The following is a 25,732-nucleotide window of genomic DNA, read 5'->3' on the forward strand; positions in this document are numbered from 1 at the left end:
TGATTGCTGCCATTTCGCTTTACAGGCCATGCTTCGGCACGGCAGCGCGGTCGGCTGCCGATTGCTGCTCGCTTGCCGCATCTTTGCCGCGACCGGTGCGGTCGGCGCTCGATTGCGCTTTGCTGGCCGCTTTTTGCCGGTCGGAAGGGGATTTGCCGGACAAGAAGTTCGCCTCCTTTCGGCTGTGCCGTACCGTTTCAGTTTGCCACAACTTCACGTTTTCTATGAGAGGAAGCGGCCCGTCCGCCAAGCGGCTACAGAAATTGCACACGCCGCCGCAAATCGCCTCGCGGCACGGATCGCCCTCGCCCAGTCGGGATTGAACCGTTCGCCGGCGAAGCGGAGCAAATCGGCCAGGTTCGCATCCGATGCCGTCCGGAAACGGTATCCTTCGGCGATGCGCTGCCGCTTGAGCTCGCGAACTTCTTCCGGCATGACATAGCCGACAAGCGAACGGTCCATCGCGACCGCGGTATAACGCGTGGAAAAGCCGTTGCGCCTCAGGAAGGCGTCGCCTTTCGGGTAGGCGGCGGCGTCGATGCCGGGAACGATATAATTGGGAGCGTAAGCGGAGAAAAACAGCTGTTTGCGGCCGGCTTCCCGCAGGAAAGCTTCCGCTTCCCTGAGCAGCGCGCTGCCGATTCCTTGCCGTTCATAGGCAGAATCGACGAAGAAGAACGGAATCCAGCCGTTATCCGGCTCGAGATCGTTCCCTGTCATGGGCAGCAGGCGTCTGACGGCATAGACGCAGCCGACAAGCCGCTCGCCGTCGAACGCGAGACGGACGCCTGCGGGGTCGAAGTTGGCGTCCAGCAGTACCAGGTTGCGAAATCGGAGCGGTGTAACGGGATCGCAGACGGCGCATTGGTTCCACAACTCGACGATCAATGCTTCATCGCCGGGGCGATACGTTCTGAACGATACGGATTTCATCCGTACTGCACCTCCAGCTTGTCCTAAGCTGCCAGACCTGCCATCGGAAGGGCAGGCCGGCGCATCGAAATCGGGAATTGATCTTCCGAATCAGCCTGAGCCGCCTTACGCCAGCGCGGCGGCAAGCGCATTGTGGAACCGCGCCCGCAGCCGCACAACGGAGACGTCCCGTCCGTAATGAACGCGATTGGTCAGCAGAACCGCCGCAAGCCCGGAAATCGGGTCGATAACGAGGCTTGTGCCGGTAAATCCGGTATGGCCGAACGTGTCGGCGGAGAGCCAGTCGCCTGAAGGATCGAGCGGATCTCCCTTGAGCGCCCAGCCGAGCCCCCGCCTGCCGCCCGGTACGGATGCCGTCCGGCATGAAATGGCCGCACGCATCGCCGCTTGCGACAGCAGGCGCTGCCCGCCGGGCGCATCCCGAAGCCATAGCTCGGCATACCGGATCAGATCGTCCGCGGCGGCGAACAGGCCGGCATGTCCGCTGATTCCGCCCATCGCCCGGGCATTCGGGTCGTGTACGATGCCGCGCAGACAAGCACCTATATCCGCGTCGTATTCCGTCGGGGCGATGCGCGCATATTTGCCGGGATGCGGAAGAAAACCGGCGTCCGCCATCCCGAGCGGGCGGAACAGCTCGCGTTCGGCCGCTTCGTCTAGCGTCATGTCCATCAGCTTCTCGATCAGAGCTCCGAGCAGAATAAATCCGCAATCGCTGTATTCGATTTTGGTGCCGGGCGCGGAGCGCAGTTCCGATTGGCTGATGAAATCGATGATGCCGTTGCGATCCAGACCGGACATATCGAAAAAGGGTGCAAGGCCGGAGGTGTGGGTGAGCAGTTGAAGGACGTTAATCTGACGCTTGACAGGATCGTCGAAACCGGGAATGTAGCGAAAGAGCGGATCGGAAAGAAGCAGCCGTCCCCGGTCGATCAGCAGCAGAAGGAGCGGCAATGTGACGGCGATCTTGGTTAGCGATGCGCAGTCGTAGATCGTATCGAAGGAGATAGGGGCCTGCTGGCTGCCGTCGTCGACAGAGCAGCCGTACGCGTATCGAAGCCGCATGCCGCGGCGGGAGACGATCGCGACCGCGCCGGGCGTTTCTCCGGCTTCCACGGCCTCGCGCACCGCTTCCCATGCGAAGCGAAGACGTTCCGGGGCGAATCCCATCGTCTCCGCAGCCTCGGCATCCAGCAGCTCGGCGCGGCTCATCGTCCCCCCTCCTCTCCGAATAGATCCGATTCGGCGGCGTCAAATGAGGTGTTGTCCGCGGCGGATGTCATGACGCCCTGACAGCGCTGTCCCTGATTTTTCTGAAACAACGGTTTGGATCCCCCCTTATGGAATTTGATTTTGGCAGGTTATCCATCGAGGTCTAAAATTGAAAGTTTTTACCACGGAGCTATTATAGCGCCTCAGAAATAATATTTCAATATAAAAATAAATTTTGAAATAAAATATCTAAAATAAAAAAACAGACTATAAGGGCTAACGATTCAGTTGTAACAAGGAGTATAAGGAAATAGTCGCAGATTCGGTCGTGACTGAAGCGGGTAATTTGTCCGGGGTGAGCGGAAGGGACAAGACGGGCTGTCAGGAGTGTGGGAAGAAGAATGCGGCAAGTGCGGGACGGGGATATGAATCGGGAAAGAACGGACGGGGAAAAAGATCTGGTTATGGCTGGAAGATAGAAGGATGATCTGCATAAAATTGCGAGGTGGGAGGAGGACGGGCGGCCTTCCATTGTTACAGCAGGCGCAGCCCGCATCCCGGGCATTCCGGATGTTCATGTGTGACACGTTCGCCGCATGCGGGACATTCGTCCTCGAACGGCGCCGGCGGTTTCCGCGCAGCAGCCGGTTCGCCCGCTGTGGCCTGCGTGTCTTTGTCCGGCCGCAGATGGGCGGGAGTTCCGAACAGCGTTTCGACCAACTCTTTCAGATCCTGATGTTTATCCGAATCGTCCGATACGGCCCGGACAAACAGGAACATGCCGCCGAACAGCCCTGCTGCGAGCAGCAGCACGACTGCCGTGGCGGCCACGTCGAACGATAGCGCAAGCGGCATCATCTATCCTCCTCCAGCGGCCATCAGTGATGATAGCGGGCTTCCAGCCTTTTGCCGCCGTACCACATCGCCACAATGACAGCGGCCGTCAAGGCGATTCGCCACGGTTCCTGCAGCAGGTTGCCGATATCGAAGCTGAGCAGCGAGACGCTGAAAATCATGACGGCTTTGCCGAGTGCAACCGCGATCAGGAACGTCGGAAACGGTATCGTACTGAGACCGGACACTATATTAATCAGCGATGAGGGCGAGAAAGGAAAACAGGACAAGAGGAACAGCGGCGTAAAGCCTTTCGTCTCGATCCAGTTGAAAAATCCTTTCATCTTCGGATAGCGGCGCTGCAATCTCGTACCGATCTTTCCTCCCAATAACCGTGCAACCCAAAAAACGCTCGCCGCCCCTGCCGACACCCCGATCCACGACAGCAAAAAGCCGAGCCACAGCCCGTAAATGTTGGCATTGGCAGCGACGATCAGAAGGAGCGGAAGGAACGGGAAAAACGATTCTATATACGTGAGCAGCAAGCCGGGAAGCGGACCGAAATCGGAGTAGCTTTCCAGCGTTCGCTGCAAATCTTCGATGCTCAATTCTTTCGCTTGGTCAATCCATTGCTTGAGCTTGCTCATTGATTTTCATTCACCTGTCTTTAAAGGCGCCATTCTCGGCGAAAACGCGGAACGGAAACCATAAATAGAACAGCCCGATCAGGGCGAACAATACGGCGCTGATCCAGACGACGAACGCTTCGCCTTGCCAGGACGCCAAATAGCCTCCCGCTACGGGACCGATCATGACGCCGATCCCTTCCACGGTGGAAAAAATGCCCCAGCCGAGTCCTCGCTGCTGCGGCGGAACATAGGAAGCGAGCAGCGCGTTCCAAGCGGGCAGCACAGCGGCGTACGAAACGCCGAGCAGGGCGGCGACAAGCAGCGCCTGCCACAGATTCGGTCCCCAGGCAAGTCCGTACAGCGCCACGGCAAAAAAGCTGAAGCCGCCGACGAGAAACCATTTCTTGTTGCCGACCTTGTCGGACAATCTGCCCATAGGCACCAGTGCCGCAACCGTGCATAGCCCTCCGGCCGTCAAGAGCAGCGAATATTGCGGCGGCGTCAGTCCGAGACGAATCTCGGCAAACCTCGGCAATATCGGCACGAGCATCGCAGCGCCGGTCGTCTGCAGCACCATGCCGGGCAGCAGCAGCTTCATCCGGGACAGCTTGTCCTTCAGCACGCGCATCTGTTCGCTAAGCGGCAGGGTGACGATGTCGGCCATGCGGCGATTGCTTGTAAAGAGCGAGAGAAACCAGGCCAGCGCGGTGCAGACAAATAACAGTTCGTACGCATGCTCCATGCCGCGATGAATGGCGAAATTGCAAACGATCGGACCTGCCCCGAGGCCGACGAACCAGATCGTATACAAGAAGCCCATCTGGGTCGCTCTCCTGCTTTCGTCTACTTTCGTCAGACAGACGATCCAGATCGGCGAGATGCCGATTCCGAAGAGCGCCGAAGCGGTAATAAACAGCCATGGCTGCGCCGCGAACGGAAAAAGGATAACGCCCGCAACGGACAGAAGCAAGCTGGCGTGAACGATGAAGCGGATGGAGAACTTGTCAAGCAGGTAGCCGATTGCGATTTTCAGCAGCGTATCGGTCAGATAATGGGCGGTTATCCCGATCCCGATAATGCCGAGCGGCAGGCCCAGCATCTTCTCGCCGTAAATAGGCAAAAAACTGATCAGCGCGGCGCCCCGGATAAACTCAACGAGGAACAAAATGACGAAGATGAGATACATCTCCGAGTCGAACAACCGGGCTTTCCGGCTGGGCAACATGCGTCGACGGCCTCCTTCCCGAAGATCGAGTGCGTCATGCCGGCGCGAAGCGTCGACAGACGCTAGGCCGAAGCGCGCTCCTTTTATTATAGGCAAGCGCGACAAAATATCCAACACGATCGTTTCCGCCGCATTTTTGGTCTGCAGCTCCGCAACAGCTTTTTTCCTATTCTTTAAACGAACGGGATCGTGAACGAGTTTCAATATTTCGGCAATCAACTGATCTTTGTTCCTGGCGACGAACGCGGCGCCTTTGCTCTCCAGATACAAGGCGTTATTGCGTTCCTGTCCGGGGACGGGGCGTAAGGTGCAGATCGGTATGCCGGCTGCGAGCGCTTCGGCCAGCGTAATGCCGCCGGGCTTCGTCACGACGCAGGAGGAGACGGACATCAGCTCGTGAACATGGTCCACATAGCCGAACACGCGCAGCCTTCCTTCCGCGCATGCTCCGGCAAAACGCATTCGAACGGAATCCGCAAGCGCCTCGTTGCGGCCGCTGACGAGCGCCACCGCCGTATCCGGATGCGCCAGCAGGCCTTCCAGTATTTGCGGCACGCCCTCCAGCATGCCGTATGCGCCCGCCATAATGAGGACGAGCGGCCGTACCGGATCGAGGCCGTGACGGGCCCTGATTCGCGGATCGGGGACAACGTTGCGGAAACCGCGTTTGAGCGGAATGCCGCTGACGACGACCCGGGATTCGGAAATGCCGAGCGATATCAATTCCTTGCGCATATCCGGGGTCGCCACATAATAACGGTCGATTCGGGGATGAACCCAGCGGCAGTGCAGATCGAAATCCGTCACGACAGCTCCGGTCAGGACCGGACGTCCGGTATGCTGCAGCGATGGCAGCGCGAAAGTGGGAAAGGTATGAATGACGGCATCCGGACGCTCGAGCGCGACGATGCGGCGTATCGTATCCCGGCCGAATGAGTGAAGCCAGCCGCCAAACAGCGAATTGTGCTTCATCGGCCTTGTGCGATTGTACACCCATCCGTAAACATGGGGCATATATTTGTAGCTGTGCATATAGAAACGCTTGGTCATTTGATACAGAATCGGATGGGACTCCTCCAGCAAATCGACGAGCACCCCTTCGCCGCCGCAGCCTTCCAGCGCATCGAGAATCGCCCTGGCCGCCTGCAGGTGGCCGTCGCCGTAGGCAGCGTACAGAATCAGGAGTCTGGGACGGTGGACGGATCCGGCATAGATCATGAATAGGCACCTCCTGCCGCCAGTATAGCGAACAATTGTCAAGCCGGTATGAACGCTGCGATGTTTTTTCATCATGTGCATGGAAGGCTTATTCTATTCGATTCGGCTTATGATGTGGAAATACGGCTTATGTATGATGCGGAAACATCAAAGGTTCATGGCTCATCTTGTCAGCATGGAATATGCGAGGGGATATGGAGCCGCCCGATTGCAACCGGATCACAGCCCCGGCGCCTGTTCGCTGTCGTTTTCATTCGTTTTCAGTCATTTTAAATCAACCAATCCTGCAAAAGTGCAGCTTTTCCTCGCTGCTGATAGCCCGAACGCTCAAATTACTGCGATAATGCAGTTTTTCAACCTCCAAATCGGCTTGCAATACGAAAACGGTCAAAAAATCCTGTACTATCGCAGCAATTTGAGTCAAAAGCATCCGTCAGGGGCAAAAATTCTGCACTTTTGCAGTATCCTCAATCTACAGCTGTTACCGGCGGCCCCAGGTTCGCTGGTATAACCGCTTGGCTTTCACCGTTGACATCTGTTCACTGGATAAACTCGGACCGTCTTATACCCGTAAAAAGGAGCGGCGTAGGCGTAGACGATGACGCTGGTGAGGCATTTTGGGGGATTGCCTGGCTTGTCCGGCCGCCGGACAACTACTGCCCGCATCGAGGCGCCGCTGGCATGCCGATAAAATCTTGTCGTCCGGAAAGTTAACCGCCTCGTTGACGATACGAACAAGATAGCCCGGAGGAGTGTCAGCCTCCAAGCTCATTGCAATCAACATGGTAGATCGAACGTACAGAGAAACCGCTCCTCTTCCATTTAACAAAGATATAAATAAAGAAGGGACGATCCCTGGTCATTCAAGACCTTTTGGGACAGCCCCTTCTTATATCGTTAACCCGCGGGAATTTCCTGTACGGCCTCGCCTTCGCCGATAATCATTTCGACTTTGCGAATGCGGTTTTTCGACGTCTCCCGAATAATGAACGTCACATGGCCTTCAACATATTCCTTGCCTTTTTTCGGCTCGGGCATTTTGCTGTACAACCAGCCGCCGACCGTATCCACTTCCTCGTCGTCCAGTTTCAGACCGGTCAGATCGCTAAGCTCTGTCAGCAATACTTTGCCGTCCAGCAAATAGCAGTTTTCGTCCAGCTTCTCGATTTCCCGGCGCTCGTCCGCATCGAATTCGTCGCGGATTTCGCCGACAATTTCTTCGAGAATGTCCTCGATCGTTATAATGCCCGACGTACCGCCGTATTCATCCACCAGAACGGCCATGTGTACGCGCTCTTGCTGCATCCGTTTCAGCAGCGACTTGACCGGTGTAAACTCGGACACGGTCAGCGCCGGATGGATCAGCTTTTTAAAATCGAACTGCGGGTCGCCGTCATACTCCAAAAACAGCTGCTTCGTATTGATCGTACCGACAATATTGTCCTTGCTGTTCATCGCGACCGGGAAACGGGTGTATTGTTCCCTGCGGATGATGGCCATATTTTCTTCCAACGTATTGTTGGTATATAAACAGACCATGTCGGTTCTCGGAACCATAATTTCTTTGGCGAGCATCTCGTCGAAAGCGAAGATCCGGCTCACATAACCGTATTCGGTCGTGTTGATTTTGCCGCTCTGCAAGCTTTCCGACAATATGATCTGAATTTCTTCCTCCGACGGGGCGTCTTCGTGCTCCTTCACCGGATGCAGCCCGAACAGCCGGGTAATGGCGTTGGCGGAGCCGTTCAGCAGCCAGATGAACGGGTACAGCACATTATAGAAGATCATGATCGGCTTCGCCGTCATCAGGGCAAGAAATTCGGCTTTCTGAATGGCCCATGTTTTCGGAGCCAGTTCGCCGACAACGACGTGAATGAATGTAACCAGGATAAAGGCGATGATCATCGAGACAATGTGGCTGAGATCGGGATTCAGGCCGAATTGATCGAATACGGGAAGAAGCAGCGCCCCTACGGTAGGCTCGCCAAGCCAGCCGATACCAAGTGCGGTAATGCTGATGCCGAGCTGACATGCGGATAAATATCCGTCCAGGTTGCCGGTGACTTGCCGAACCGCCAGCGCGCCCTTCCTTCCTTCCAGAACGAGCTGATCGACGCGGCTCGGCCGCACTTTCACGATCGCGAACTCCGTCGCGACGAAAAAGGCGGTCAAGACGATCAGTACGGCAAACAAGAACAGATTGAATCCTATACCCATATTCCCGGTTCACTATCCTTTTCCATGAATTTTATTAAGTTCATATGAACTAATTGTACGAACCCGAGAAAAGATTTACAAATGCTGTGCGTGCCCATGGCGGGAGATTACGGCGGAATTTGATCGGAAAATCGGATTCAACACGCCGTTCTCATTGATTTGCTGGCCTTTACAAAGCTGCTTTGACGGGCGTATGATAGGTTCGTATGAACTTGAAATAAAAAGGAGGGCGATCTGTGGAATCCTTTACGCTAACCCGTCACGAAATGGCATGTCTGCTTCTTGCTCTCGACGGCTACAGCGGCCAGACGCCTTTGCAAGTGCTGCAGGAAGCATGGAACAAGAAGCACCGGCGCGATCTGCGAAACGGCAATCCGCTTCCGGCTTTTCTGTCGACGGCACTGCCGCCGATATTTGAAAAACTGATCAAAGGAGGCCGCGTACGCGGTTTCTCGTTGCAGGAAATAGCGGCGCTCGGCGGGCAAATCGAATACGCCCATCTGTCTCCGAGCTCGATGCAAAATTGGGTCAAGCGGGATTTCAAGGAATACTTCGGTTCGCCGAAAGCCGGCAAAAAATATTCCCTGAATCAGGCGGCGCTATTGTTCATCATTGACGATTTGAAATCGAATCTCGATTTCGACTCGATCCGCAAGCTGTTCGCCGCCCTGTTCCGCAAGCCCGAAGATGAGCAGGACGATCTGCTCGGCCCGCTGGAGCTGTACGAGGCGTATTCATCGCTGTTCGAAGAATGGATCGCGATCAAGGCGAAGACGAGCGGATTTATTACGCTGTCGGCAGGCAGGGAAAGCGCCCGGACGAAGCCTGCCGCCGACATGGTCCGTCTGGCCGATCGTCTGATCGATCGGATGAACCGGCTGTCCGGAACCGAGCGGGAAGTCGTCCGCAACAGCTTGCTCGTGGCGGCCATTTCGGTTCTGACATGCTATCTGCACGCCACGGCGAAGCAATATTTGAATGCGACATTGTTTCTGACGCCGTAGGCACCGGCACCGTTCCCGGCGGACAGCGGCGCGTATCGACGGATGAGAATTGCAGGCGGCCAGCTGTTTACAAAAAAGAGCGGCAGGTTATTCATGCCATAACCTGCCGCTCTTTTTTTTGCCTGTCTATCCGTCTGCGCCATCCGTCAAATCGTCTCTCCGGTCCGTCGGCATGCCCAGCCTTCTGTCTACTCGTCTACGGTCGTCGGTAAGCCTTCTGTCTACTCGTCTACGGTCCGTCGGTGCGTCCCGCCTTTAGCGTTTCCGTCTCCGGTCGGTCGGTGCGTCCCGCCTTCAGCGTTTCCGTCTCCCGGCAGATGCTTTGGCGAAAAGCTGCAAAAGTACAGGAATTTGGTTCCGAATAGATGGCTATGGCGCGAAATCCTGCAAAAATACAGAAATTTTTGGAAATTCTCGCTTGTCTGGCTTGAAAGGATCAAAAAAACTGTATAATCGCAGGAATTTTCGCGTTTTGGTTCTTTTACCCACGAAAAAACTGCACTTTTGCAACATTGTTCTTATCAGAGGTGAAATTATGCGTCAGAGGCGAAAATATGCGTCAAAGGCAAAATTATGCGCCGCGACTGCGCTAAATCAGCAGGTTGAACAGCAGCGGATCTTTGTTCAATTCCATGAATTGAAATCCTTTCGCTTTCATCCTTTCGATGAGCGGAGCGTAGTCGTTGCGATGCTTGAGCTCGATGCCGACAAGAGCCGGCCCGTTGTCTTTGTTGTGCTTCTTCGTATATTCGAACCGCGTAATGTCGTCTTCCGGACCGAGCACGTCGTCGAGAAATTCCCGAAGAGCGCCTGCCCGTTGCGGGAAATTGACCATGAAGTAATGCTTCAATCCTTCATAGATGAGCGATCGTTCTTTAATTTCCTGCATCCGGTCGACATCGTTGTTGCCGCCGCTGACGATGCACACGACCGTCTTGCCGGCGATCGCCTCGCGGTACGCGTCAAGCGCGGCGATCGGCAGCGCGCCGGCCGGTTCGGCGACAATGGCGTTCTCGTTGTACAGATCGAGCAGCGTCGTGCATACTTTGCCTTCGGGGACGAGCACGACGTCGTCCAGCAGCCGCTTGCATATTTCGTACGTCAGGTCGCCGACCCTCTTGACGGCGGCGCCGTCGACGAATTTGTCGATCGTCTCGAGCGTCACGACTTCTCCGCTGTCGAGAGCGCTCCGCATCGCCGGCGCGCCTTCCGGTTCGATGCCGACAATGACGGTGCCGGGCGAGACCGCCTTGACGTACGACGCGACCCCCGCCGCCAGTCCGCCGCCGCCTACCGTAACGAATATATAGTCGGGCACGGATTCGGCCGCCTCCATAATTTCTTTGCCGACCGTGCCGTTGCCGGCAATGATTTTCGGATCGTCGAACGGATGGATGAAGGCCGCTCCGCTGCGCTCACATTCCCGGACCGCTTCCGCGTACGCATCGTCGAACGTATCTCCCGTCAGCACGATTTCGACCTGGGCTCCGCCGAAGAAAGCGACTTGCGATACCTTCTGCCGGGGCGTCGTACTGGGCATATAGATTTTGCCCGGTATGCCGAGGGCCTGGCAGGAATAGGCGACGCCTTGGGCGTGGTTGCCGGCGCTTGCGCAGACGACGCCTTTGGCAAGCTTGTCCGCCGGGAGCGAGCGGATCGAATGATAGGCTCCGCGCAATTTGAACGACCGGACGACCTGCAGATCTTCGCGCTTGAGCAGCACCGTGCAGCCGTAACGCTCGGACAGGACGCGGTTATGCTGCAGCGGCGTGCGGGCAATGACTTCTTTCAAATGCATCTGGGCCTGGACGATTTCTTCAATGCCGATCCGTCCGTTATGTTCTCCATGTTGTGTCAATAGAATCGATATCTCCTTTCCGTGTAACCTGAGCCGCCAATCTGCCGTCCGAATTGTGCAACGGTACGTTCGGCCTAATGCTAATGCTACTAATACCATACTACAAAACCGGATGGGAAATAAATGCATTTATCACCAGGCTGCGGTATAGGCCGAAATTCATACATTTTCCAGTAAAGTGGAATGGTTGACATTGCAATTGAGAACGGTTATCATTCAAAATATACATGGTTATTGAGAATGGTTATCATAGACAATATGCGTGGAGACATCCGCTGTGATGTCAGGGAGAGGAGTGTTCGAGGTTGAACGAAGCGAAACAAGCCGGCTCGGCCCATCCTTGGAATTGGCTGCTGCTGCCGTTCTCAGCGGTCGTAGCCGGCCAGGACGCCGTATACGCGGCGTCGGCCGGCTACGGGATTTACCGGTTGGCGGACGGGGGAGGATGGGAAAAGCTGCCCGCGGCCGGGCTCGACAAGGCTGCGGTGAACCGGTTGGCGATATCCGGCAATACGCTTGCCGCCTGCACGGACCGCGGGCTGTTTTATTACCGGCAAAATTTGTGGGCCGCTTCCCCTCTGGCCATTCCTTGCTATCGTTACCGCCTCTTCAAAAGCGGCGCATATGCCGCGACCGAATACGGGCTATGGTACAGCGGGGATGGCAACTGGCATCCGATTGCCTGCCAGGAACGGAAAGTTTACGATTTCATCCATCTGCCGCATTATCTCGTAATCGCGCACGACAATGGCATTTCCGTTTATGACCGCTTTGCCGGCGAGTGGGCGGAGTTCCCGCTGCCGGTTGCCGTGACGAGCTTGTCGGTCTACCGCGGCCATATCGTCGGCTCTTGCGAGACGGGAGAATTGGTCGTCGGCAACAAGCGGGGAGGCTTCGAGCTGATCCGCATTCCGGGACGGTTCGTCTTTTCCGTCACCGATAAGGGCGGGGACGTGTACGCCTGCACCGATCGGGGACTGTACCGGCTCGGTTGGCTGCAGCGCCAGATTTCCCTGTTCTCGGTCAGGCTCGGCTTCCCGGTGACCGACATCGAGAAGAAGGACGGCGAGCTGCTGATGGCGACGCTCTTTCAAGGCGTGCAGTCGATGCCCGCTCCCTGATTACCGGTAGCGCACCCAGACCGTCATTTCCCCCATGCCGCGATTGCCCCACAGAGCGTAAGGAACGGCCCTGACGGATGACGGCTCCGGGCGAAGAGCAGTTATGCTTTCGTATAAGGCGCCGTCCGGCACCAGCTGCGGATCGCGATAGCCGTCGATTCTGAGCGCGACGGCTCCCGGGAAGAGCTCGCCGGCCGGCTCGGTCTCCGCTCGTCCTGCGAGCGGCAAGGAAATGGACTGCAGCGGCCCCTCATTATCGGCTTCCTCCAGACAGTAGACGAACGGTCCCCGCTGCAGCGCGATCTTGCCGGCGTTGGCCCTTACCTCGGGGTGAGCCGCAAGGCGAAGCGCCGGCATGGGCAGTTTCAGCCGCACCGTATCGCCATCGATCCAGGTGCGGTTGATTGTCAAATATCCCTCTGGCGTAACATCCGCCGATACGGGCTCTCCGTTCACCTGCAGCGCCGGCAGCTTGCCGTCGCACCACGACGGCACCCGCAGCGCAAGCGTGAAGGCAGCCGGCGCACTGAGCGATCCGATCGCGAAGGTGACGTCGCCGCTCCATGGCATGCCTGTCTTCTGGATCAGCTTGAACGTGATGCCGTCGACCGAGATTTCCGAGTCGCTGCCTATATACAGATGGGCGTATACGGTTCGCGAAGCGTCGTCGACCATATAGATATATTGTCCGAGCGACGCCAGCAGCCGGGCTACGTTCGGCGGACAGCACGAGCAGCCGAACCAGGGTTGGCGCGTCGGCTTGACATGGTGCAAGCCGGGATTGCGCTCGCAGGCCGCAGGCCGTACTTCAAGCGGATTGACGTAAAAATAGTGCTTGCCGTCCAGCGCGATGCCGGCGATGACGTTATTGTAGAGCGCACGTTCCAGCACGTCGGTATATTCCGCCCGGGCTTCAATGGCCAGCATGCGGGCCGCGAAAAATACGAGGCCGACCGAGGCGCATGTTTCGGCATAGGCGGAATCGTTCGGCAGGTCGTAATCGGTGGTGAACGCTTCCCCGTGGCGGGTCGAGCCGATGCCGCCGGTCACATACATCCGCTTGGCCACGATGCTCTTCCACAGCGTCCGGCAGGCGTCCAGCAGCGATGCGTCACCTGTCAGCGCCGCCAGATCCGCCATCGCAGCATACATATAGACGGCGCGCACCGCATGGCCGACCGCCTCTTTCTGCTCCCGCACCGGCAGATGGGCTTGAAAATAGTCCAGATTGGGCCGCTGCGACTTGCCGGCGTGCCAGATGGAGGCATGCCCCCGCTTCTCCCATTCTTCGATCAAAAACGACGGCGATTGTCCCCGCGCATCGATGAAGAATGAGCTGAGCCGCAGAAACCGTTCCTCTCCGGTTGCCCGGTACAGCTTGACGAGCGCTAGCTCGATCTCCTGATGGCCGTCGTAGCCGTTCAACTGTCCCTCTCCCGGTCCGAACGTCCGGCCGATGCAGTCCGCCAGCCTGACCGCGATATCCAGCGCCTTGCGCTTGCCGGTCGCCTGCCAATAAGCGACCGCCGCCTCGATGTAATGTCCGGCGCAGTAAAGCTCGTGCGCCTCGCCGAGATTGGTCCATTTCTCGTCAGGCGCCTTGATTTGAAAGTAGGTCTGCAGATAGCCGTCCTCTTCCTGGGCCGCCCCGATCAGATCGAACATGCCGTCGGCGATGCGCTCCCAATCCGGATCGGGATGCGTGGCGAGCCGGTAGGCGAGGGCTTCCAGCCATTTGTACAGATCGGAATCCTGAAAGACGAAGCCTTCGAATGCTCCTTCCTCCAGTCCGGCCGCGATGCGAAAATTACGGATGGCGCGGCTCGGGACGGCTCCTTCGACCCGGTCGTTCAGCGCTTCCCATTGGTACGGGATGACGACATCCCGCACCAAATCGGTGTAAACGGACCAGAAATCGTCGCGGATCTCCACACTGGCCGCGTCAAGCGGCCGATTGACGGCTTCAGGGGCGGATTGCGGGCGAAGCGGTTGGCTCAATGGGCTCTCCTCCTTGCAATTTCAGGTATTTTTGCAAAAAACGTACCTGTTTCTTCTTCATTTTATTTGATAAAATGGTAGAAATATAGCGGTCTCTTGAACCTGTATTTTGCATAATATCACACGAAATATGGAGAGAAGAACATGTCTGACATCCCGTTGCTGCTGACGTTCCGATCGCCGCCGCTGCCTTTTTTCATCGAATCGAACCGGGTCACGTACCAACCGGGCGAAGCGCATCCGAACCGGACGAATCTGGGCGTATTCGATCTGCTCTTTATCCACCGCGGCACGCTACATATCGGGGAGGAAGACCGGCAATGGTCGCTCGGACCGGGAGAGGTGCTGATTCTTCGTCCTGACCGGTGGCATTATGCGGTCCGTCCGTGCGAGGAAGAAATGGTGATGGACTGGCTGCATTTCCAGACGACGGCGCCCTGGGAGGAAACCGAGGGCGGCTCCGGCAGCCTGCGCGGCGACCACTACACGCACGTCATTCGCGTGCCGAAGCATGCGAAGCTGTCTTATCCGGAGCAGGTGCAGGACATTTTTACAAGTTTGCACGAGGCCGCCCGGAACTCTACGCATGCTTCGTTCTGGGAGCGGCAGCACCGGTTTTTGCATTTGCTGCAAATGCTGGACGAAGGCTGGCGTTCGGATGAAGCGAAAGCGGCGGTAGCCGTAGCCGAAAGAGCAGCGGCGTACCTGAAGCTCAACTTCAAGCAGCCCGTCTCGAACCGTATGCTGAGCGAGGCGCTGAACTTGCACGCCAATTATATCGCCCGCTGCATGAACGAGGTGTTCGGCTGTACGCCGCAGCAATTTCTGCTGTATTACCGGCTCGATCAGGCGAAGCTGCTGCTGCTGAAGACCGACTGGCCGATCGCCAGAATCGCGGAGGAAACGGGCTTTCGCCAAACGCCGCACTTCTCGCGGCTGTTCGCCGAGCATACCGGCTTGTCGCCGCTCCGCTTCCGCAAACGGTTCACAGGATGAGCGGGGGAGTCTCGCGCTGCGGCCGTAAAATGCCATGATCAAGGAAGAAGAAAAGGACGCCGGGCATTAACTTGCCCGTCGTCCTTTCTCTTTTTGCGATCAGTTATCTTTGAAGTTTGACGCCACCGAAATAATGGTTCTCAAATAATCTTTGGACATTTTCAACGCTTCCGCTTCGGGAAAACCGGAATCGACGAGCTCCTTGTAAAACTTGCCTACCGCTCTTCCCATCTGGCCGCCGGTCTCTTTGGTCACAGCGTTTTCACCAGTTCCGCAATCATTTGCGGCTTTCATGGAATCGATTCGGGCCGCTTTTTTAGTTTGAATTTCAAGTATGAGTAAACGACATCCGCATACTCCGCATAGATGCGGTCGAAATTCATATCCCCTCCTCCTTCATGAATATAGTCGCAAATTACGGCGATTCGGTTCAATCATGGAACGAAAAAAACATTTTTCTTGGCTGTTTCGGAGATCCGGCGGGACTGTCCAGTTCCACCCATTTCGAACAGTTGTTTGTGACATCTAGATGTCAAATTTTGTTGATATAATGAAAATAAGAAAGAAAATACAGGGAGTGACAACGTGTCCAAGCTATTTGCGAGATGGATCGCGATTATTATGGCTGTACAGGCGAAGCCTGGTATTAAGGCCGTAGAACTTGCAGAGAAGTTTGAAGTGAGTAAGAGAACGATCTACCGGGACATTGACGGCCTGTCAGCCGTCACACCGATAACATCCGAAGGGCATGGTAAGGGGTTCCGCTTTATAGGCAAGTTTATGATGTACCCTCCGGATTTGAACGATGAGGAATCTGTTGCACTATCCATGATCCCTTTTGTGGTCGATACGGACAAACTCCCAAGAGCATTTCACTCCGCTTTCGATAAAATTATGGCTGCTCATAAAGGAGAAAAAAATAAGTCAATAAATCTGATCGATAGGATCACGGAGCGGATTCAGATGGGAAAACCTGCTTACAGACCGCAGAGCCCGAATTTTCTGCCGGTAATTATTTAAGCTATGCTGGAATGCAGAACATTACATACGACTTACCATACCCAGTATCGCAATTCAACTACCGTTAGACAGATCGATCCATATTTTCTGGTACCGCGTGAGCAGCGTTTCTACTTAATCGGATATTGCCGGAAGGAAGAAAGAGTCCGGATATTTCGCGTGAGCCGTTTTCTCGATGCGAAAATGACGGAACAGACATTCGACAAGGGCGATTTTGACATCCATCGTTTTCTAAAGGATACATGGTCGATTCACCGTGAAGATCGGAAAACGACATTCAAGGTCAAATTCAGTGCCGCCGTCGCGAGATATGTGAAGGAGGAAGAGCTGTTTGTTCAACCGGCGATGACAGATACTGCCGACGGGGGGCTGATGTTTCGCGTGACAGTCAATAACGAAGACGAATTCATTCGCTGGCTGCTGCAATACGGACCGGATGCGGAAGTGTTAAGTCCGCGATCGGCGCGCGAGGCGATGAAGGAAAAGTTGAAACGATGGACGGAACTTTACGCAAAATAGTAGATCCCCAAGACATCACGGCTATTTATTAAAACTTGCCAACTTCGTATATTAGTGCTCAACGCTTGGGGATCGATCAAAGTATACCAAATAAGTTGAACAAGTTGAACAATTTGATAGTAGACAGTATATAAAATTTTAACTTCGTATATTACATTGTTGACTATATCGAATCTACATGATAGATTTACTAATATGGAAGGGGGTGGAAAAATGCTCGATCTGGAAATCGTAAGATGCAAGGTGCCGATACTAGGCTCCCGAACGATTCCCTTCGATACCGGATACTGGCTATATGCAGCTATCAGTCGAATCGAACCGGGTTTTCACGAAGCGGACCAGTATGCGATTAGTCCGATCGAAAGAGGATTGGCGGGATCGGACGGACTAGCATTGACCCCGCAATCTTACTTCTGGCTGCAATGCCCATTGTCCGACCTTGGTATGGTGTACCGACTGGCCGGCAAGCAAGCAGTGTTAGGCGATTACCGTATCCGCTTTGGCATTCCCAGGCCAGAAGTGATTCGCCCCGCTAGCGAACTTGTCAGCAGACTGGTCACAGTCAAGAACAAAACTGAGCCGGATGAACTTGCGGCCCATATTCGATCTCGACTATATGCGTTAAACGAATCGGTCACCGGGAAAGAATCGCAGCAAGCGGTGGAAGCGATTCGGATTGAGATTCTAAGACGACGGGTTTTCCGGATCAAGGACAAGCGGATTGTCGGTTTCGGTGTCAGATTACGCCAGCTTAGTGATCGAATGTCGCTCCTCGTGCAATGCCATTCGGTCTCCGGGCGCAGAAGGTTCGGTTGCGGATTTTTTACCAGTGCTGGAGGAAGTGAAGAAGGAGCATGACGCGTCTGCTCGCGAAGACTGTACCTCAAGGATATTCGGAGGAAAATCCTCCTTACTCCTGTCTGCTACCGGGTCATTTGGAACAAGTGGCGGATGTGGCTGAGGTGCTGCTGGATCTAACCTCACCGGTGATGACAAGCCATTTCCCCTGGCCGGAACCGCTGTTTCGCCTTTCTGTCCGGCTGGCCGCTTTAACCCACGATCTAGGAAAAATATCCAAAGAACTTTTCCAGCCTTTGGTTCACGGGACGAAAGCATGGCGTCAATGCATCCGGCATGAAATTATTTCGGACTGGCTGCTGCAGAACCACCCGCAATTGCACAAAATGATGGATGACTTACTGGCCGGCTATAGTGAGAAGGAGCGGCTGCTTTCGCTTCGATCGATACGGCTGGCCGTTTTGGGGCATCACTTCAAATTCGATTTGGGTACGATTGAGTCGTCTGAACGGATCCCCTTCCTTGATCTGTCATTTGAACATCCGGATATGCTTGCCGTTCTCGATTTATTTGAACGCCGTCTTGGCATTCGTCTGCCGCAGCTGGCCTCTATCCGGCTTTCACTGGACGAAGACGATGTGGAAGAGAACATCCGCGAACCTTTGAAGGAATGGCTGGATCGGGCCGACCGGGAGATGAGCCTTGACGAGAAGAGGTGGATGGCCAGCGTTCGTTCCGTCTTGATCGCAGCGGATATGATCGGATCGATTCGAGCCGATACACCCGAGGAGTGGCGAAGCAAATTGCGGGTTCTGAAAGAGGCCGTCGTTCAAGCGGACGTTTCTCCTGTCCTGGACCAGGTGCTTGAAGCCGCGAAGAAGCGGAACCCGCATCATCATCCGGAAATCACCTCATTTCAGGAACATGTCAGGCAAGCGGCGCTCAATCACGATATCGTACTGATCGAAAGCGGCTGCGGCACCGGAAAAACGCAAGCTTCATTTGGCTGGGGGAGCATGACAGGAGCGCGGTATATGTTGATCGGCTACCCGACAACAGCTACCGTTACCCAAGGTTATGCGGATCATATGGAGTTGTTTGGTAATAACGCGCAATTGCTGCATTCACGAAGTGATGTCGATCTGGATCTTCTTCTGAAAGGCGGCTGGACCGACAACATACCGGAAGATAGGGATCACTCGATAGAAGAACTTCGTGAGGAATCTTTGCAACGGCTGGTTCACCCGATGACCTTCTGTACGGTGGATACGATTATCGGACTACTACATAACTACCGAAGCTCTTATCTGCTATTTCCGATTTTCTTAAATGGCTGCATCGTGTTCGACGAAGCGCATGCCTATGACGAGAAGCTGTGGCAAGGTGTACTCGATTGGCTGAAATTGTTTCCGATGCCGGTATTGATTATGACAGCTTCGTTGCAACCCCATCGCAAAAAAGAGTTGATCGACGTATGCTCAGGCGTTCGCAGCCTGACTGTTGAACAGGGTCCACCGACCATACAGTCTTTGCCTAAATATAACGTGCACTTGATTGAGAAGGGCCAACCTCCGCTTGAAAAAATTGTGAAGGAACTAGTCGGCGGCCATTCCGTACTGGTGGTGTTGAACACCGTAGAGCGGGCGCGGGAGACTTATGACAAGTTGGCAGTATTGATGCCGGACGGGGCGGATCTGCTGCTATACCACTCTCACTTTAAATATGAAGATCGTGTCCGTCGCCAGGAGAACGTTGTAGAGCGTACACGCAAAGGAGGGGGCGTCTGCATCGTGTGTACGCCAATCTGCGAAATGAGCTTTGACATCTCCGTAACGCGCCTGTTCAGTGAGATCGCCCCTTTCCCATCGCTCATTCAGCGTCTGGGAAGACTGCTGCGCTACTTGCGGGATACTGATCAACTGGAATCAAAAATGGATGGAAACGCTTACTTTTGGATGCCGGTAACGTACGGTCCGTACCGAAATTGGGACGAACTGCTTGAATCGGAACAACTGCTTCGCGGTTTGCCTCGCCCGTGCTCACAACTTGCGCTGAACGAACGACTCTGCTTGATGCGCACAGATGGAACAAGGCGCCGGGAAGAACCGGACTGGCTTCGAATCGAACGATTCAAAGCGGAAAGTTCGGCTCGCGAAGCGCAGCAAACGACGGTTGAAGTCATCCTGGCATCCGATGCGGCTCAAATCATGAAGGAATATGGCACAAGCAATCGTCTCGAATGGATGAAAAAGGTGCTTCCACTTTCACGAAGCGGGCTTTCCAGATTGAATGAAACGGTGAAAAAATGGCGTCATGTTCGAATCGTTGACGACCAAAGGGTGAATTATGAAGCAATGAAGGGAGGGGAATGGGCGTGACAGACGAACAATGGCATTTTTCCTTCCGAGAACCGGGCATGACCTTATATCATCGAGCGGGAATGGCTGGATTGGCGCTCTCGCTGGACATGTTGCAAACACAGGGCGAACTGCCGCCGGAGGTAGAGGTGGATATCGGGGAGCAAGATTTGACGATCCGCGGATTGTCTTACGACAAATACGGACTGTTACGGCTGATTGGCCTGACGTACCCGATTAGTCCGGAAGGCTTGATTGCGTTCCCGACGGTACGAGGCTGGAGCAATGTCGCCAAAGCGAGGCTTCAGTCGCTGTTGCTAAAAACATGGCTGCAGCACCCGAAATCGAGGACAGCAGCCAAATCGCAGGAGACCAGGACGGAAACATACGATGACCGGACAGTCGAATGGAGCTATCTGCCTCTGAAAAGCCTGAAAGCGATTGAGTCTTCCGCTGAGAATTGGGATAAGGCACGGAAACGCGGGCAGCCAGTGGAAATTGCGTCGACAATCCTGCCAGGTGCAATGGTGCGGCATAATGCGCTAAAAGAGACGGCATTGACCGATTCCACCAGCCGTTATCCGTTGTTGTTGTTTGCAATGTTGGGGTGTCTGCACTTCGACGGCACCGCGCTGGCGCGAACAGGAGAATTCGATGGAAAAACGGAATCGTTTGTCGTTATTCCGAGACCTGCCGGGTTGTCCGCATATGTGGACAAGCTTCGTTCCTACTACCGGTATTATGCCCAGTCCGGAATTTCCAAAACATGGAGAGCGACGGGTACGAGTGACGCGGCGCTTTCTGCGGCGGTCATTTTGAATGTGGATCAACACCGGCTTTATAAACGTCTGGAGGCCGATCTGACCGTCATACGGTTCGGCAAAGTGGTCTGGAGCCAACAAAAAACGCGCACGGGCGTCTACCATACTAGCAAGGTCGAACGATCTGCCGTGAAGCGTTATAAATTGCTGGACGAATGTTTGGAAATTGACGGAACGGAAGGTGTCTTTCCGTTTCGGGATAAATTTGCCACAAATTTGATTTACGGACGACCATGGTATGTCGGATTTGCGGAGTATGGGGGAACGAAGGGATGGTACCGCATTACACGATGGAAGGAAGGCTTGAAGGCTATGACAAGAAACCAGGAGATGTGGGATGAAGAGGAACAACGGCAGTTCGTGCTGCTAGTGCAGAACGCAATACGCAACCGGTTCGGCAAAGTCAAATCTGATGCAGTTGCACGAAGCGGCGATATCGCTTCGATGCTAAGCAGGGAGTACGAGCGAATGCGGATTGCATGGAGCAAAGCACGGACCAGGCAGGAATTTTTATTCGGCCTGATGGATTTTTTGGCGGAGACCAGGCCGAAGCCTGACGGTCTGAGTCAACAACCGCTGAAAATTTTGCTGAAACTGCGGAACAAGGTTGATTGGCGGGAAATACGCGATCTTTGTCTGTTGGCTCTCGCTACCTACAGCCGTCCGGAAGAAGAAAAGGAAACTAATCCGATAAACAAAAATGAATGATTTTAGGGAGGGGCGTAGCATGACGCTGCATATTCACGGAACGGTCGTCACGCATTACGGCGTAGCGGCTAACAATCGGGGAGAAACGGAAGGCAATCTGACAACTTTGCAAAAGCTTTTGTGGAAAGGGGAAACGCATTCGTCTGTGTCTGCAGAGGCGATTCGTTTTGCCATCCGCGCCTATTTTCAGGAACAGTACGAACTAACCGGCGATGAACGTTTTTTGACCAACCGTTATTGGGTTGCGACACCCGAAGGGGGGGACCACGCTTGGCGAAATCAATCGTTTTCGGAAGCGGACTATTTAGATGACGATCTGTTCGGTTACATGGATGCCAAGGCGCCGGCGTCCGAACTTCATTCGGATGAGGAGACGACAGACGGACAATCTGCCAAAAAAACCAAACCGAAAGGCAAGGCCAGAGCCCGTCGGGGAGCAATGGAAATCAGCAGGGCAATCTCGCTTGACCCCTTTATCGGTGAAACGACCTTCAATGCCAGAGGAGGGCAAAAGAATAACACATCGCTGTATGCGACGGAGATTCACGCCACGTCCTACCAATTCAGCTTTTCTCTGACTCCGTCTTATCTTGCCGTACCAGAACGGTCCAAATTAGTTTTGAACGCCATAGCATCACTGAACGCCGTCGGCGGCAATCAGAGCCGATACTTGTTTGACTTCTCGCCTTCTTCCGTTTTGCTTAGGTTGACCGATGATCCGGCTCCGCGCATCCTGTTCATCTTTGAAGGGGCTTCCGATTCGCCGGACAAGCTGGCCAAGTTGCTGCATACCGTTGAAGCGGGCGATCTGGATGGCAAAGAACTCATTCTGGGCGGCGAAGCAGCGGGCTGGGAACAGGCGCAAGCGCTTAGAAAGTACGGAGTGGCCGTTTTTCCGGGAGTTAAAGAAGCGTTTCAACAAGCGCAAGGACGATTGCTGTCATGAATTGGAACTGGTATAAGGTCGAGGTGCCGATTGCGTCCTTTGCCGTTCCTTTCTCCAGGGAACTGCCGGAAAGCTATCCGTTCCCTCCTCCTGCTACCGTGTACGGCATGCTGCTGTCCTTTATTGGTGAGACAAATCGGCTACGTTACCGGGGTACTCGCATAATTGTTGGCGTGACGTCATTACCGGAAGTGTCCTGGGTGCTAAGGAAAACGAGACGGTACAAAACGACGAATATTTCCGATAAAGAGAACAGCAAGCCGGATCAGGTGAGTTTGCTCACTTCTTTGCAATTTGTGGCTGGTGTCCGCGATTCGAAACGTCCAGGCATTCCTTCGCTCAACGGGCAGGTGTTAGGCACGCTTCGAAACCCTCGACAAACCGTCCGTTTCGGCGGGCTCTCGTGCGGAGAAAGCCACAATCTGATCAACAGCATAGACCTTATGGATGAGGACCGGTTAGCGGATTACGATGACATTTGGTGGCTGATGTCCGCTGACGAAGGAGAATGGACGGTATCTTTGTGGGTTGACCACGTCGGTTCCGACGGTTCTGTCTGGGCCGGGGCGCAGTTTATGCCGGATACATGGGAACGAGTCTCATCCTTATTGGACGAACGGTCATTTGTCATCGATCCGGAGGGACAACATGCACGGATTTGAACACGATGAAGAACATGAACCGCTCATTCGCGTTATGGCGCTTCATGCGCTTGGCTATTGCGAACGATTGTTTTATTTGGAGGAAGTGGAGGGGATCCGATTAGCCGATTCGGCCGTCTTTGACGGCCGGCGGCAACACGAGCTGCTTCCCGAGTATTCGTCAATTGAAAGGCTGCTGTTGGAAAGCGAGAAATTGGGCCTTTATGGTCGGATTGATTGTATTCGCACGGAAAAAGGTAGAAAAATTCCGTTCGAATACAAGCGCGGCAGATCTCGAGTTATGCCTGACGGGACTTCTGAAGCATGGCCGTCCGATACCCTGCAGGCCATCGCTTATGCCGTGCTCCTGGAAGAGCACCTGGGAAGCACAGTGAATGAAGCCAGGATTCATTACGGGGCAGACCGCAAGACGGTCACCATCAAGGTCGATACGGCCATGCGCCGTACGTTGAAGCGTGCGTTGGAGCGGGCAAGGGAGCTGCGCCGTTCGACACGGCGCCCCCCTATTGCCGAGAATGAGCGGTTATGCGCCCGCTGCTCGCTGGCGCCGGTATGCTTGCCTGAGGAAGAACGGTTTGCCGATCAACCTGAACGGCCCCCAATCCGGCTTTTTCCTGAAAAGCATGAAACGTGGGACATGCATGTTGTCGAGGCAGGCTCGACGATAAGAAGAAGTGGCGACTCCCTAGTAGTCGAAAATCAGGAGGGGAATAAGCAGAGTTATCCTATTCGGCAAATCCATTCTGTCACCTTGCACGGTCCGGTACAGATGTCCACCCAGACGCTGCATCTTTGTTCTGAGCAGGGTATTTCCATTCACTGGATAACTGGCGGCGGGAAATATATTGGCAGTTTGATGCGAGCTGCCGGAGGAGTGCAAAGGAGAATGCGGCAATACGGCGGACTCGTGAACGAAGAGCTGGCACTATTGTTATCCGCCCGACTTGTGGCTGCGAAAATTGAGATGCAATTGCGTTATATGCTGCGGTTATCACGTGGTAATGAACGGCGTAACGCCATGTCTTCCCATTTGCAAATGATGAGAAACATGTTGAAATATGTTGGCAAGTCGCGAACGCGTCAGGAAATGCTGGGGTTAGAAGGGAACGCGGCGCGCGCTTATTTTGCCTGTATCGCGATATGTACGGAACATCGAATGTCGGAGGGCTTGGCGTTTACTCATCGCAGCCGGAGACCGCCGAAGGACCCATTTAATGCGTTGCTGTCTTTTCTATACAGTCTGCTGTATCGGGATTGCGTCCAAGCCATTGTGACCGTAGGTCTTGATCCGACAATCGGATTTTATCATCAACCCCGATCGGGTGCTTACCCGCTTGCGCTTGATTTGATGGAACTGTTTCGAGTGCCGTTAGCCGATATGGTGGCGGTTGGCTCTGTCAACCGTATGCAATGGTCGGTCGAGAAAGATTTTGAACAGGCAGGTCCGCGCTTTTGGTTGAATCCATCCGGCAAGAAGAAGGCGATCAAGCTCTACGAATCGCGCAAACAGGATGTGTGGAAGCACCCGGTCATCGGGTATTCTCTATCTTACGCCAGATTGATGGAACTAGAGGTTAGACTGCTTGAGAAAGAATGGTCGGGTAAACCGGGGCTGTTCGCGTTAAACAAAATTCGATGAGGTGGCACGTATGCCGGGGAGGCGATATTATCTCGTCTGTTATGACATCATGGAGCCGCGCAGATGGCGTCAATGCTATAAGCTATTGCATGGTTATGGCGAGAGAATCCAATATTCGATATTCAAATGCAGATTAACCGAGAAACAGTTGGCAGAATTGCGATGGAAGCTCGTTAAAGTACTTAACAGGGATGAGGACCGGCTGCTCATTACGCCTATTCACCCCGATGATTTGTCGCGTATTTTTCTTCTGAACATGCCGGACATAACGGAAGATTCCCAGGACTCCTTTGTTTTGGTATAGGCGTTTATTCAAGTATCATCCTCGTTAGAATGCCGCTTTGGGATCCGGGGAGCGTTAGCCCAACAGTGGCAAGCTCTCGACCCGTCTGCAGATGAACGGAGGTGCTTGAATGGCTACAAAGCCTTATGTTATAGGGAATGTCGCGAAATTATGGGGGGAATAGCTATGTAATGACACGGCTAAATCAAAATTCTCAATCCTGCTTGAAAAAGTTGTCTGTGGCCCCTTGTGGGAGTAAGATTATAGGAGATGCCCTGTTTATTGCTGTGACGCCGCAAGGCGTTGAGCACTACTCTTTGGCTGCCTCAATCATATCGGCAATTACCCTGTTTATTGCTGTGACGCCGCAAGGCGTTGAGCACTGTCACAGGCAGCTTACGGACTGATTAAGCAACAGGCCTGTTTATTGCTGTGACGCCGCAAGGCGTTGAGCACTCGACGAAGATCAGTTGACGATTGAGGATACATTCGGCGCTGTTTATTGCTGTGACGCCGCAAGGCGTTGAGCACTCAATGATCGCCTCATGTTCTCCATCCACGATAGAACTGTTTATTGCTGTGACGCCGCAAGGCGTTGAGCACAATAAACCGCAGATTTTCAACCATCAGTCGTTTGGTGCTGTTTATTGCTGTGACGCCGCAAGGCGTTGAGCACTAGAGACGGACGAACTGGCGTGGCAATGGCATGTCGCTGTTTATTGCTGTGACGCCGC

General features: G+C 54.4%; 23 protein-coding genes and 1 CRISPR repeat array (1 of these 24 cut by a window edge). Of the genes, 13 read left to right on the plus strand and 10 right to left on the minus strand.

The features are described 5' to 3' along the window. Positions 1–19 precede the first annotated feature (19 nt). From ABEV74_RS01005 to ABEV74_RS01030, 6 genes are all read right to left on the minus strand, one after another. Positions 20–163: a hypothetical protein gene (locus ABEV74_RS01005; protein ID WP_213526796.1), complete on the minus strand. Its 144-nt coding sequence runs from the start codon at positions 161–163 to the stop codon at positions 20–22. A gap of 59 nt (positions 164–222) precedes the next feature. Beyond that, positions 223–933, minus strand: coding sequence for a GNAT family N-acetyltransferase (locus tag ABEV74_RS01010; protein ID WP_430142827.1), 711 nt, complete (start codon positions 931–933; stop codon positions 223–225). 105 nt (positions 934–1,038) lie between these two features. Continuing rightward, complete coding sequence (locus ABEV74_RS01015; protein WP_430142829.1) at positions 1,039–2,145, minus strand: serine hydrolase domain-containing protein; 1,107 nt, start codon at positions 2,143–2,145, stop codon at positions 1,039–1,041. 534 nt (positions 2,146–2,679) lie between these two features. After that, positions 2,680–3,003, minus strand: coding sequence for a hypothetical protein (locus tag ABEV74_RS01020; RefSeq protein WP_430142831.1), 324 nt, complete (start codon positions 3,001–3,003; stop codon positions 2,680–2,682). A 20-nt stretch (positions 3,004–3,023) separates the two neighbouring features. Beyond that, positions 3,024–3,626 (minus strand): TVP38/TMEM64 family protein, encoded by a 603-nt coding sequence (locus ABEV74_RS01025; protein ID WP_430142833.1) that lies wholly within the window; start codon positions 3,624–3,626, stop codon positions 3,024–3,026. Positions 3,627–3,636: 10 nt separating this feature from the next. Then, positions 3,637–6,051, minus strand: a complete 2,415-nt coding sequence (locus tag ABEV74_RS01030) for an MFS transporter (RefSeq protein WP_430142835.1) — start codon at positions 6,049–6,051, stop codon at positions 3,637–3,639. Positions 6,052–6,208: 157 nt separating this feature from the next. Between ABEV74_RS01030 and ABEV74_RS01035 the strand changes: the two genes are divergently transcribed. Next, positions 6,209–6,562 (plus strand): hypothetical protein, encoded by a 354-nt coding sequence (locus ABEV74_RS01035; RefSeq protein ID WP_430142837.1) that lies wholly within the window; start codon positions 6,209–6,211, stop codon positions 6,560–6,562. A gap of 386 nt (positions 6,563–6,948) precedes the next feature. On the opposite strand, the gene ABEV74_RS01040 is transcribed toward ABEV74_RS01035, so the two are convergent. Next, the gene (locus tag ABEV74_RS01040) at positions 6,949–8,268 is read right to left on the minus strand and encodes a hemolysin family protein (protein WP_062496164.1); all 1,320 of its coding nucleotides are present in this window, start codon (positions 8,266–8,268) and stop codon (positions 6,949–6,951) included. Positions 8,269–8,504: 236 nt separating this feature from the next. Between ABEV74_RS01040 and ABEV74_RS01045 the strand changes: the two genes are divergently transcribed. Beyond that, the gene (locus ABEV74_RS01045; protein WP_430142840.1) at positions 8,505–9,272 is read left to right on the plus strand and encodes a DUF1836 domain-containing protein; all 768 of its coding nucleotides are present in this window, start codon (positions 8,505–8,507) and stop codon (positions 9,270–9,272) included. A gap of 589 nt (positions 9,273–9,861) precedes the next feature. On the opposite strand, the gene ilvA is transcribed toward ABEV74_RS01045, so the two are convergent. Further along, positions 9,862–11,130, minus strand: coding sequence for a threonine ammonia-lyase IlvA (ilvA, locus tag ABEV74_RS01050; protein ID WP_430142842.1), 1,269 nt, complete (start codon positions 11,128–11,130; stop codon positions 9,862–9,864). 305 nt (positions 11,131–11,435) lie between these two features. Between ilvA and ABEV74_RS01055 the strand changes: the two genes are divergently transcribed. After that, complete coding sequence (locus ABEV74_RS01055) at positions 11,436–12,251, plus strand: ligand-binding sensor domain-containing protein (protein ID WP_062496160.1); 816 nt, start codon at positions 11,436–11,438, stop codon at positions 12,249–12,251. Here ABEV74_RS01055 and ABEV74_RS01060 read toward each other — a convergent pair whose 3' ends face one another. Further along, a complete protein-coding gene (locus tag ABEV74_RS01060) occupies positions 12,252–14,249 on the minus strand; it encodes a glycoside hydrolase family 127 protein (RefSeq protein ID WP_430142845.1) in 1,998 nt (665 codons plus the stop codon). Between the two features lie 144 nt (positions 14,250–14,393). Here ABEV74_RS01060 and ABEV74_RS01065 point away from each other — a divergent pair, with 144 nt between their 5' ends. Then, a complete protein-coding gene (locus ABEV74_RS01065) occupies positions 14,394–15,245 on the plus strand; it encodes an AraC family transcriptional regulator (RefSeq protein WP_213530970.1) in 852 nt (283 codons plus the stop codon). Between the two features lie 99 nt (positions 15,246–15,344). On the opposite strand, the gene ABEV74_RS01070 is transcribed toward ABEV74_RS01065, so the two are convergent. Continuing rightward, a complete protein-coding gene (locus ABEV74_RS01070) occupies positions 15,345–15,500 on the minus strand; it encodes a hypothetical protein (RefSeq protein WP_430142848.1) in 156 nt (51 codons plus the stop codon). A gap of 330 nt (positions 15,501–15,830) precedes the next feature. Between ABEV74_RS01070 and ABEV74_RS01075 the strand changes: the two genes are divergently transcribed. The 9 genes from ABEV74_RS01075 (at position 15,831) to cas2 (ending at position 25,019) form a co-directional block, all read left to right on the plus strand. After that, positions 15,831–16,265: a helix-turn-helix transcriptional regulator gene (locus tag ABEV74_RS01075; RefSeq protein WP_430142850.1), complete on the plus strand. Its 435-nt coding sequence runs from the start codon at positions 15,831–15,833 to the stop codon at positions 16,263–16,265. Between the two features lie 3 nt (positions 16,266–16,268). Next, complete coding sequence (locus tag ABEV74_RS01080; RefSeq protein WP_430142852.1) at positions 16,269–16,784, plus strand: WYL domain-containing protein; 516 nt, start codon at positions 16,269–16,271, stop codon at positions 16,782–16,784. A 213-nt stretch (positions 16,785–16,997) separates the two neighbouring features. Next, positions 16,998–17,642, plus strand: coding sequence for a type I-MYXAN CRISPR-associated protein Cas6/Cmx6 (cas6, locus tag ABEV74_RS01085; protein ID WP_430142854.1), 645 nt, complete (start codon positions 16,998–17,000; stop codon positions 17,640–17,642). Next, entirely contained in the window at positions 17,639–19,960 is a 2,322-nt protein-coding gene (gene cas3, locus ABEV74_RS01090; RefSeq protein ID WP_430142856.1) for a CRISPR-associated helicase Cas3', read from the plus strand. The genes cas6 and cas3 overlap by 4 nt, the downstream gene beginning before the upstream one ends. After that, positions 19,957–21,468: a type I-MYXAN CRISPR-associated Cas8a1/Cmx1 gene (cas8a1, locus tag ABEV74_RS01095; protein ID WP_430142858.1), complete on the plus strand. Its 1,512-nt coding sequence runs from the start codon at positions 19,957–19,959 to the stop codon at positions 21,466–21,468. Before cas3 ends, cas8a1 begins: the two co-directional genes overlap by 4 nt. 19 nt (positions 21,469–21,487) lie before the next feature. After that, positions 21,488–22,414: a DevR family CRISPR-associated autoregulator gene (locus tag ABEV74_RS01100; RefSeq protein WP_430142860.1), complete on the plus strand. Its 927-nt coding sequence runs from the start codon at positions 21,488–21,490 to the stop codon at positions 22,412–22,414. Continuing rightward, entirely contained in the window at positions 22,411–23,076 is a 666-nt protein-coding gene (gene cas5, locus ABEV74_RS01105) for a CRISPR-associated protein Cas5 (protein WP_430142862.1), read from the plus strand. The genes ABEV74_RS01100 and cas5 overlap by 4 nt, the downstream gene beginning before the upstream one ends. Further along, positions 23,063–24,715, plus strand: coding sequence for a type I-MYXAN CRISPR-associated endonuclease Cas1 (cas1, locus tag ABEV74_RS01110; protein WP_430142864.1), 1,653 nt, complete (start codon positions 23,063–23,065; stop codon positions 24,713–24,715). Before cas5 ends, cas1 begins: the two co-directional genes overlap by 14 nt. 10 nt (positions 24,716–24,725) lie before the next feature. Next, the gene (gene cas2 / locus ABEV74_RS01115; protein ID WP_062496133.1) at positions 24,726–25,019 is read left to right on the plus strand and encodes a CRISPR-associated endonuclease Cas2; all 294 of its coding nucleotides are present in this window, start codon (positions 24,726–24,728) and stop codon (positions 25,017–25,019) included. Positions 25,020–25,273: 254 nt separating this feature from the next. Beyond that, positions 25,274–25,732: direct repeats of the CRISPR family, unit length 36 nt; unit sequence CTGTTTATTGCTGTGACGCCGCAAGGCGTTGAGCAC; it runs 1,630 nt beyond the window's last position.

Origin of the sequence: Paenibacillus cisolokensis (genome assembly GCF_050481165.1) — a bacterium.
Classification (GTDB): Bacteria; Bacillota; Bacilli; order Paenibacillales; family Paenibacillaceae; genus Paenibacillus_AH; species Paenibacillus_AH cisolokensis.

Excerpts from the sequence above, each read along its gene's own strand:
- ABEV74_RS01015 (WP_430142829.1), bottom strand. The coding sequence starts at position 2,145 with ATGAGCCGCGCCGAGCTGCTGGATGCCGAGGCTGCGGAGACGATGGGA.
- ABEV74_RS01025 (WP_430142833.1), bottom strand. The coding sequence starts at position 3,626 with ATGAGCAAGCTCAAGCAATGGATTGACCAAGCGAAAGAATTGAGCATC.
- ABEV74_RS01020 (WP_430142831.1), bottom strand. The coding sequence starts at position 3,003 with ATGATGCCGCTTGCGCTATCGTTCGACGTGGCCGCCACGGCAGTCGTG.
- cas3 (WP_430142856.1), top strand. The coding sequence starts at position 17,639 with ATGACGCGTCTGCTCGCGAAGACTGTACCTCAAGGATATTCGGAGGAA.
- ABEV74_RS01100 (WP_430142860.1), top strand. The coding sequence starts at position 21,488 with ATGACGCTGCATATTCACGGAACGGTCGTCACGCATTACGGCGTAGCG.
- ABEV74_RS01080 (WP_430142852.1), top strand. The coding sequence starts at position 16,269 with ATGCTGGAATGCAGAACATTACATACGACTTACCATACCCAGTATCGC.
- ABEV74_RS01035 (WP_430142837.1), top strand. The coding sequence starts at position 6,209 with ATGGCTCATCTTGTCAGCATGGAATATGCGAGGGGATATGGAGCCGCC.
- ABEV74_RS01010 (WP_430142827.1), bottom strand. The coding sequence starts at position 933 with ATGAAATCCGTATCGTTCAGAACGTATCGCCCCGGCGATGAAGCATTG.
- ABEV74_RS01030 (WP_430142835.1), bottom strand. The coding sequence starts at position 6,051 with ATGATCTATGCCGGATCCGTCCACCGTCCCAGACTCCTGATTCTGTAC.
- ABEV74_RS01065 (WP_213530970.1), top strand. The coding sequence starts at position 14,394 with ATGTCTGACATCCCGTTGCTGCTGACGTTCCGATCGCCGCCGCTGCCT.
- ABEV74_RS01040 (WP_062496164.1), bottom strand. The coding sequence starts at position 8,268 with ATGGGTATAGGATTCAATCTGTTCTTGTTTGCCGTACTGATCGTCTTG.
- cas6 (WP_430142854.1), top strand. The coding sequence starts at position 16,998 with ATGCTCGATCTGGAAATCGTAAGATGCAAGGTGCCGATACTAGGCTCC.
- cas1 (WP_430142864.1), top strand. The coding sequence starts at position 23,063 with ATGCACGGATTTGAACACGATGAAGAACATGAACCGCTCATTCGCGTT.
- cas5 (WP_430142862.1), top strand. The coding sequence starts at position 22,411 with ATGAATTGGAACTGGTATAAGGTCGAGGTGCCGATTGCGTCCTTTGCC.
- cas2 (WP_062496133.1), top strand. The coding sequence starts at position 24,726 with ATGCCGGGGAGGCGATATTATCTCGTCTGTTATGACATCATGGAGCCG.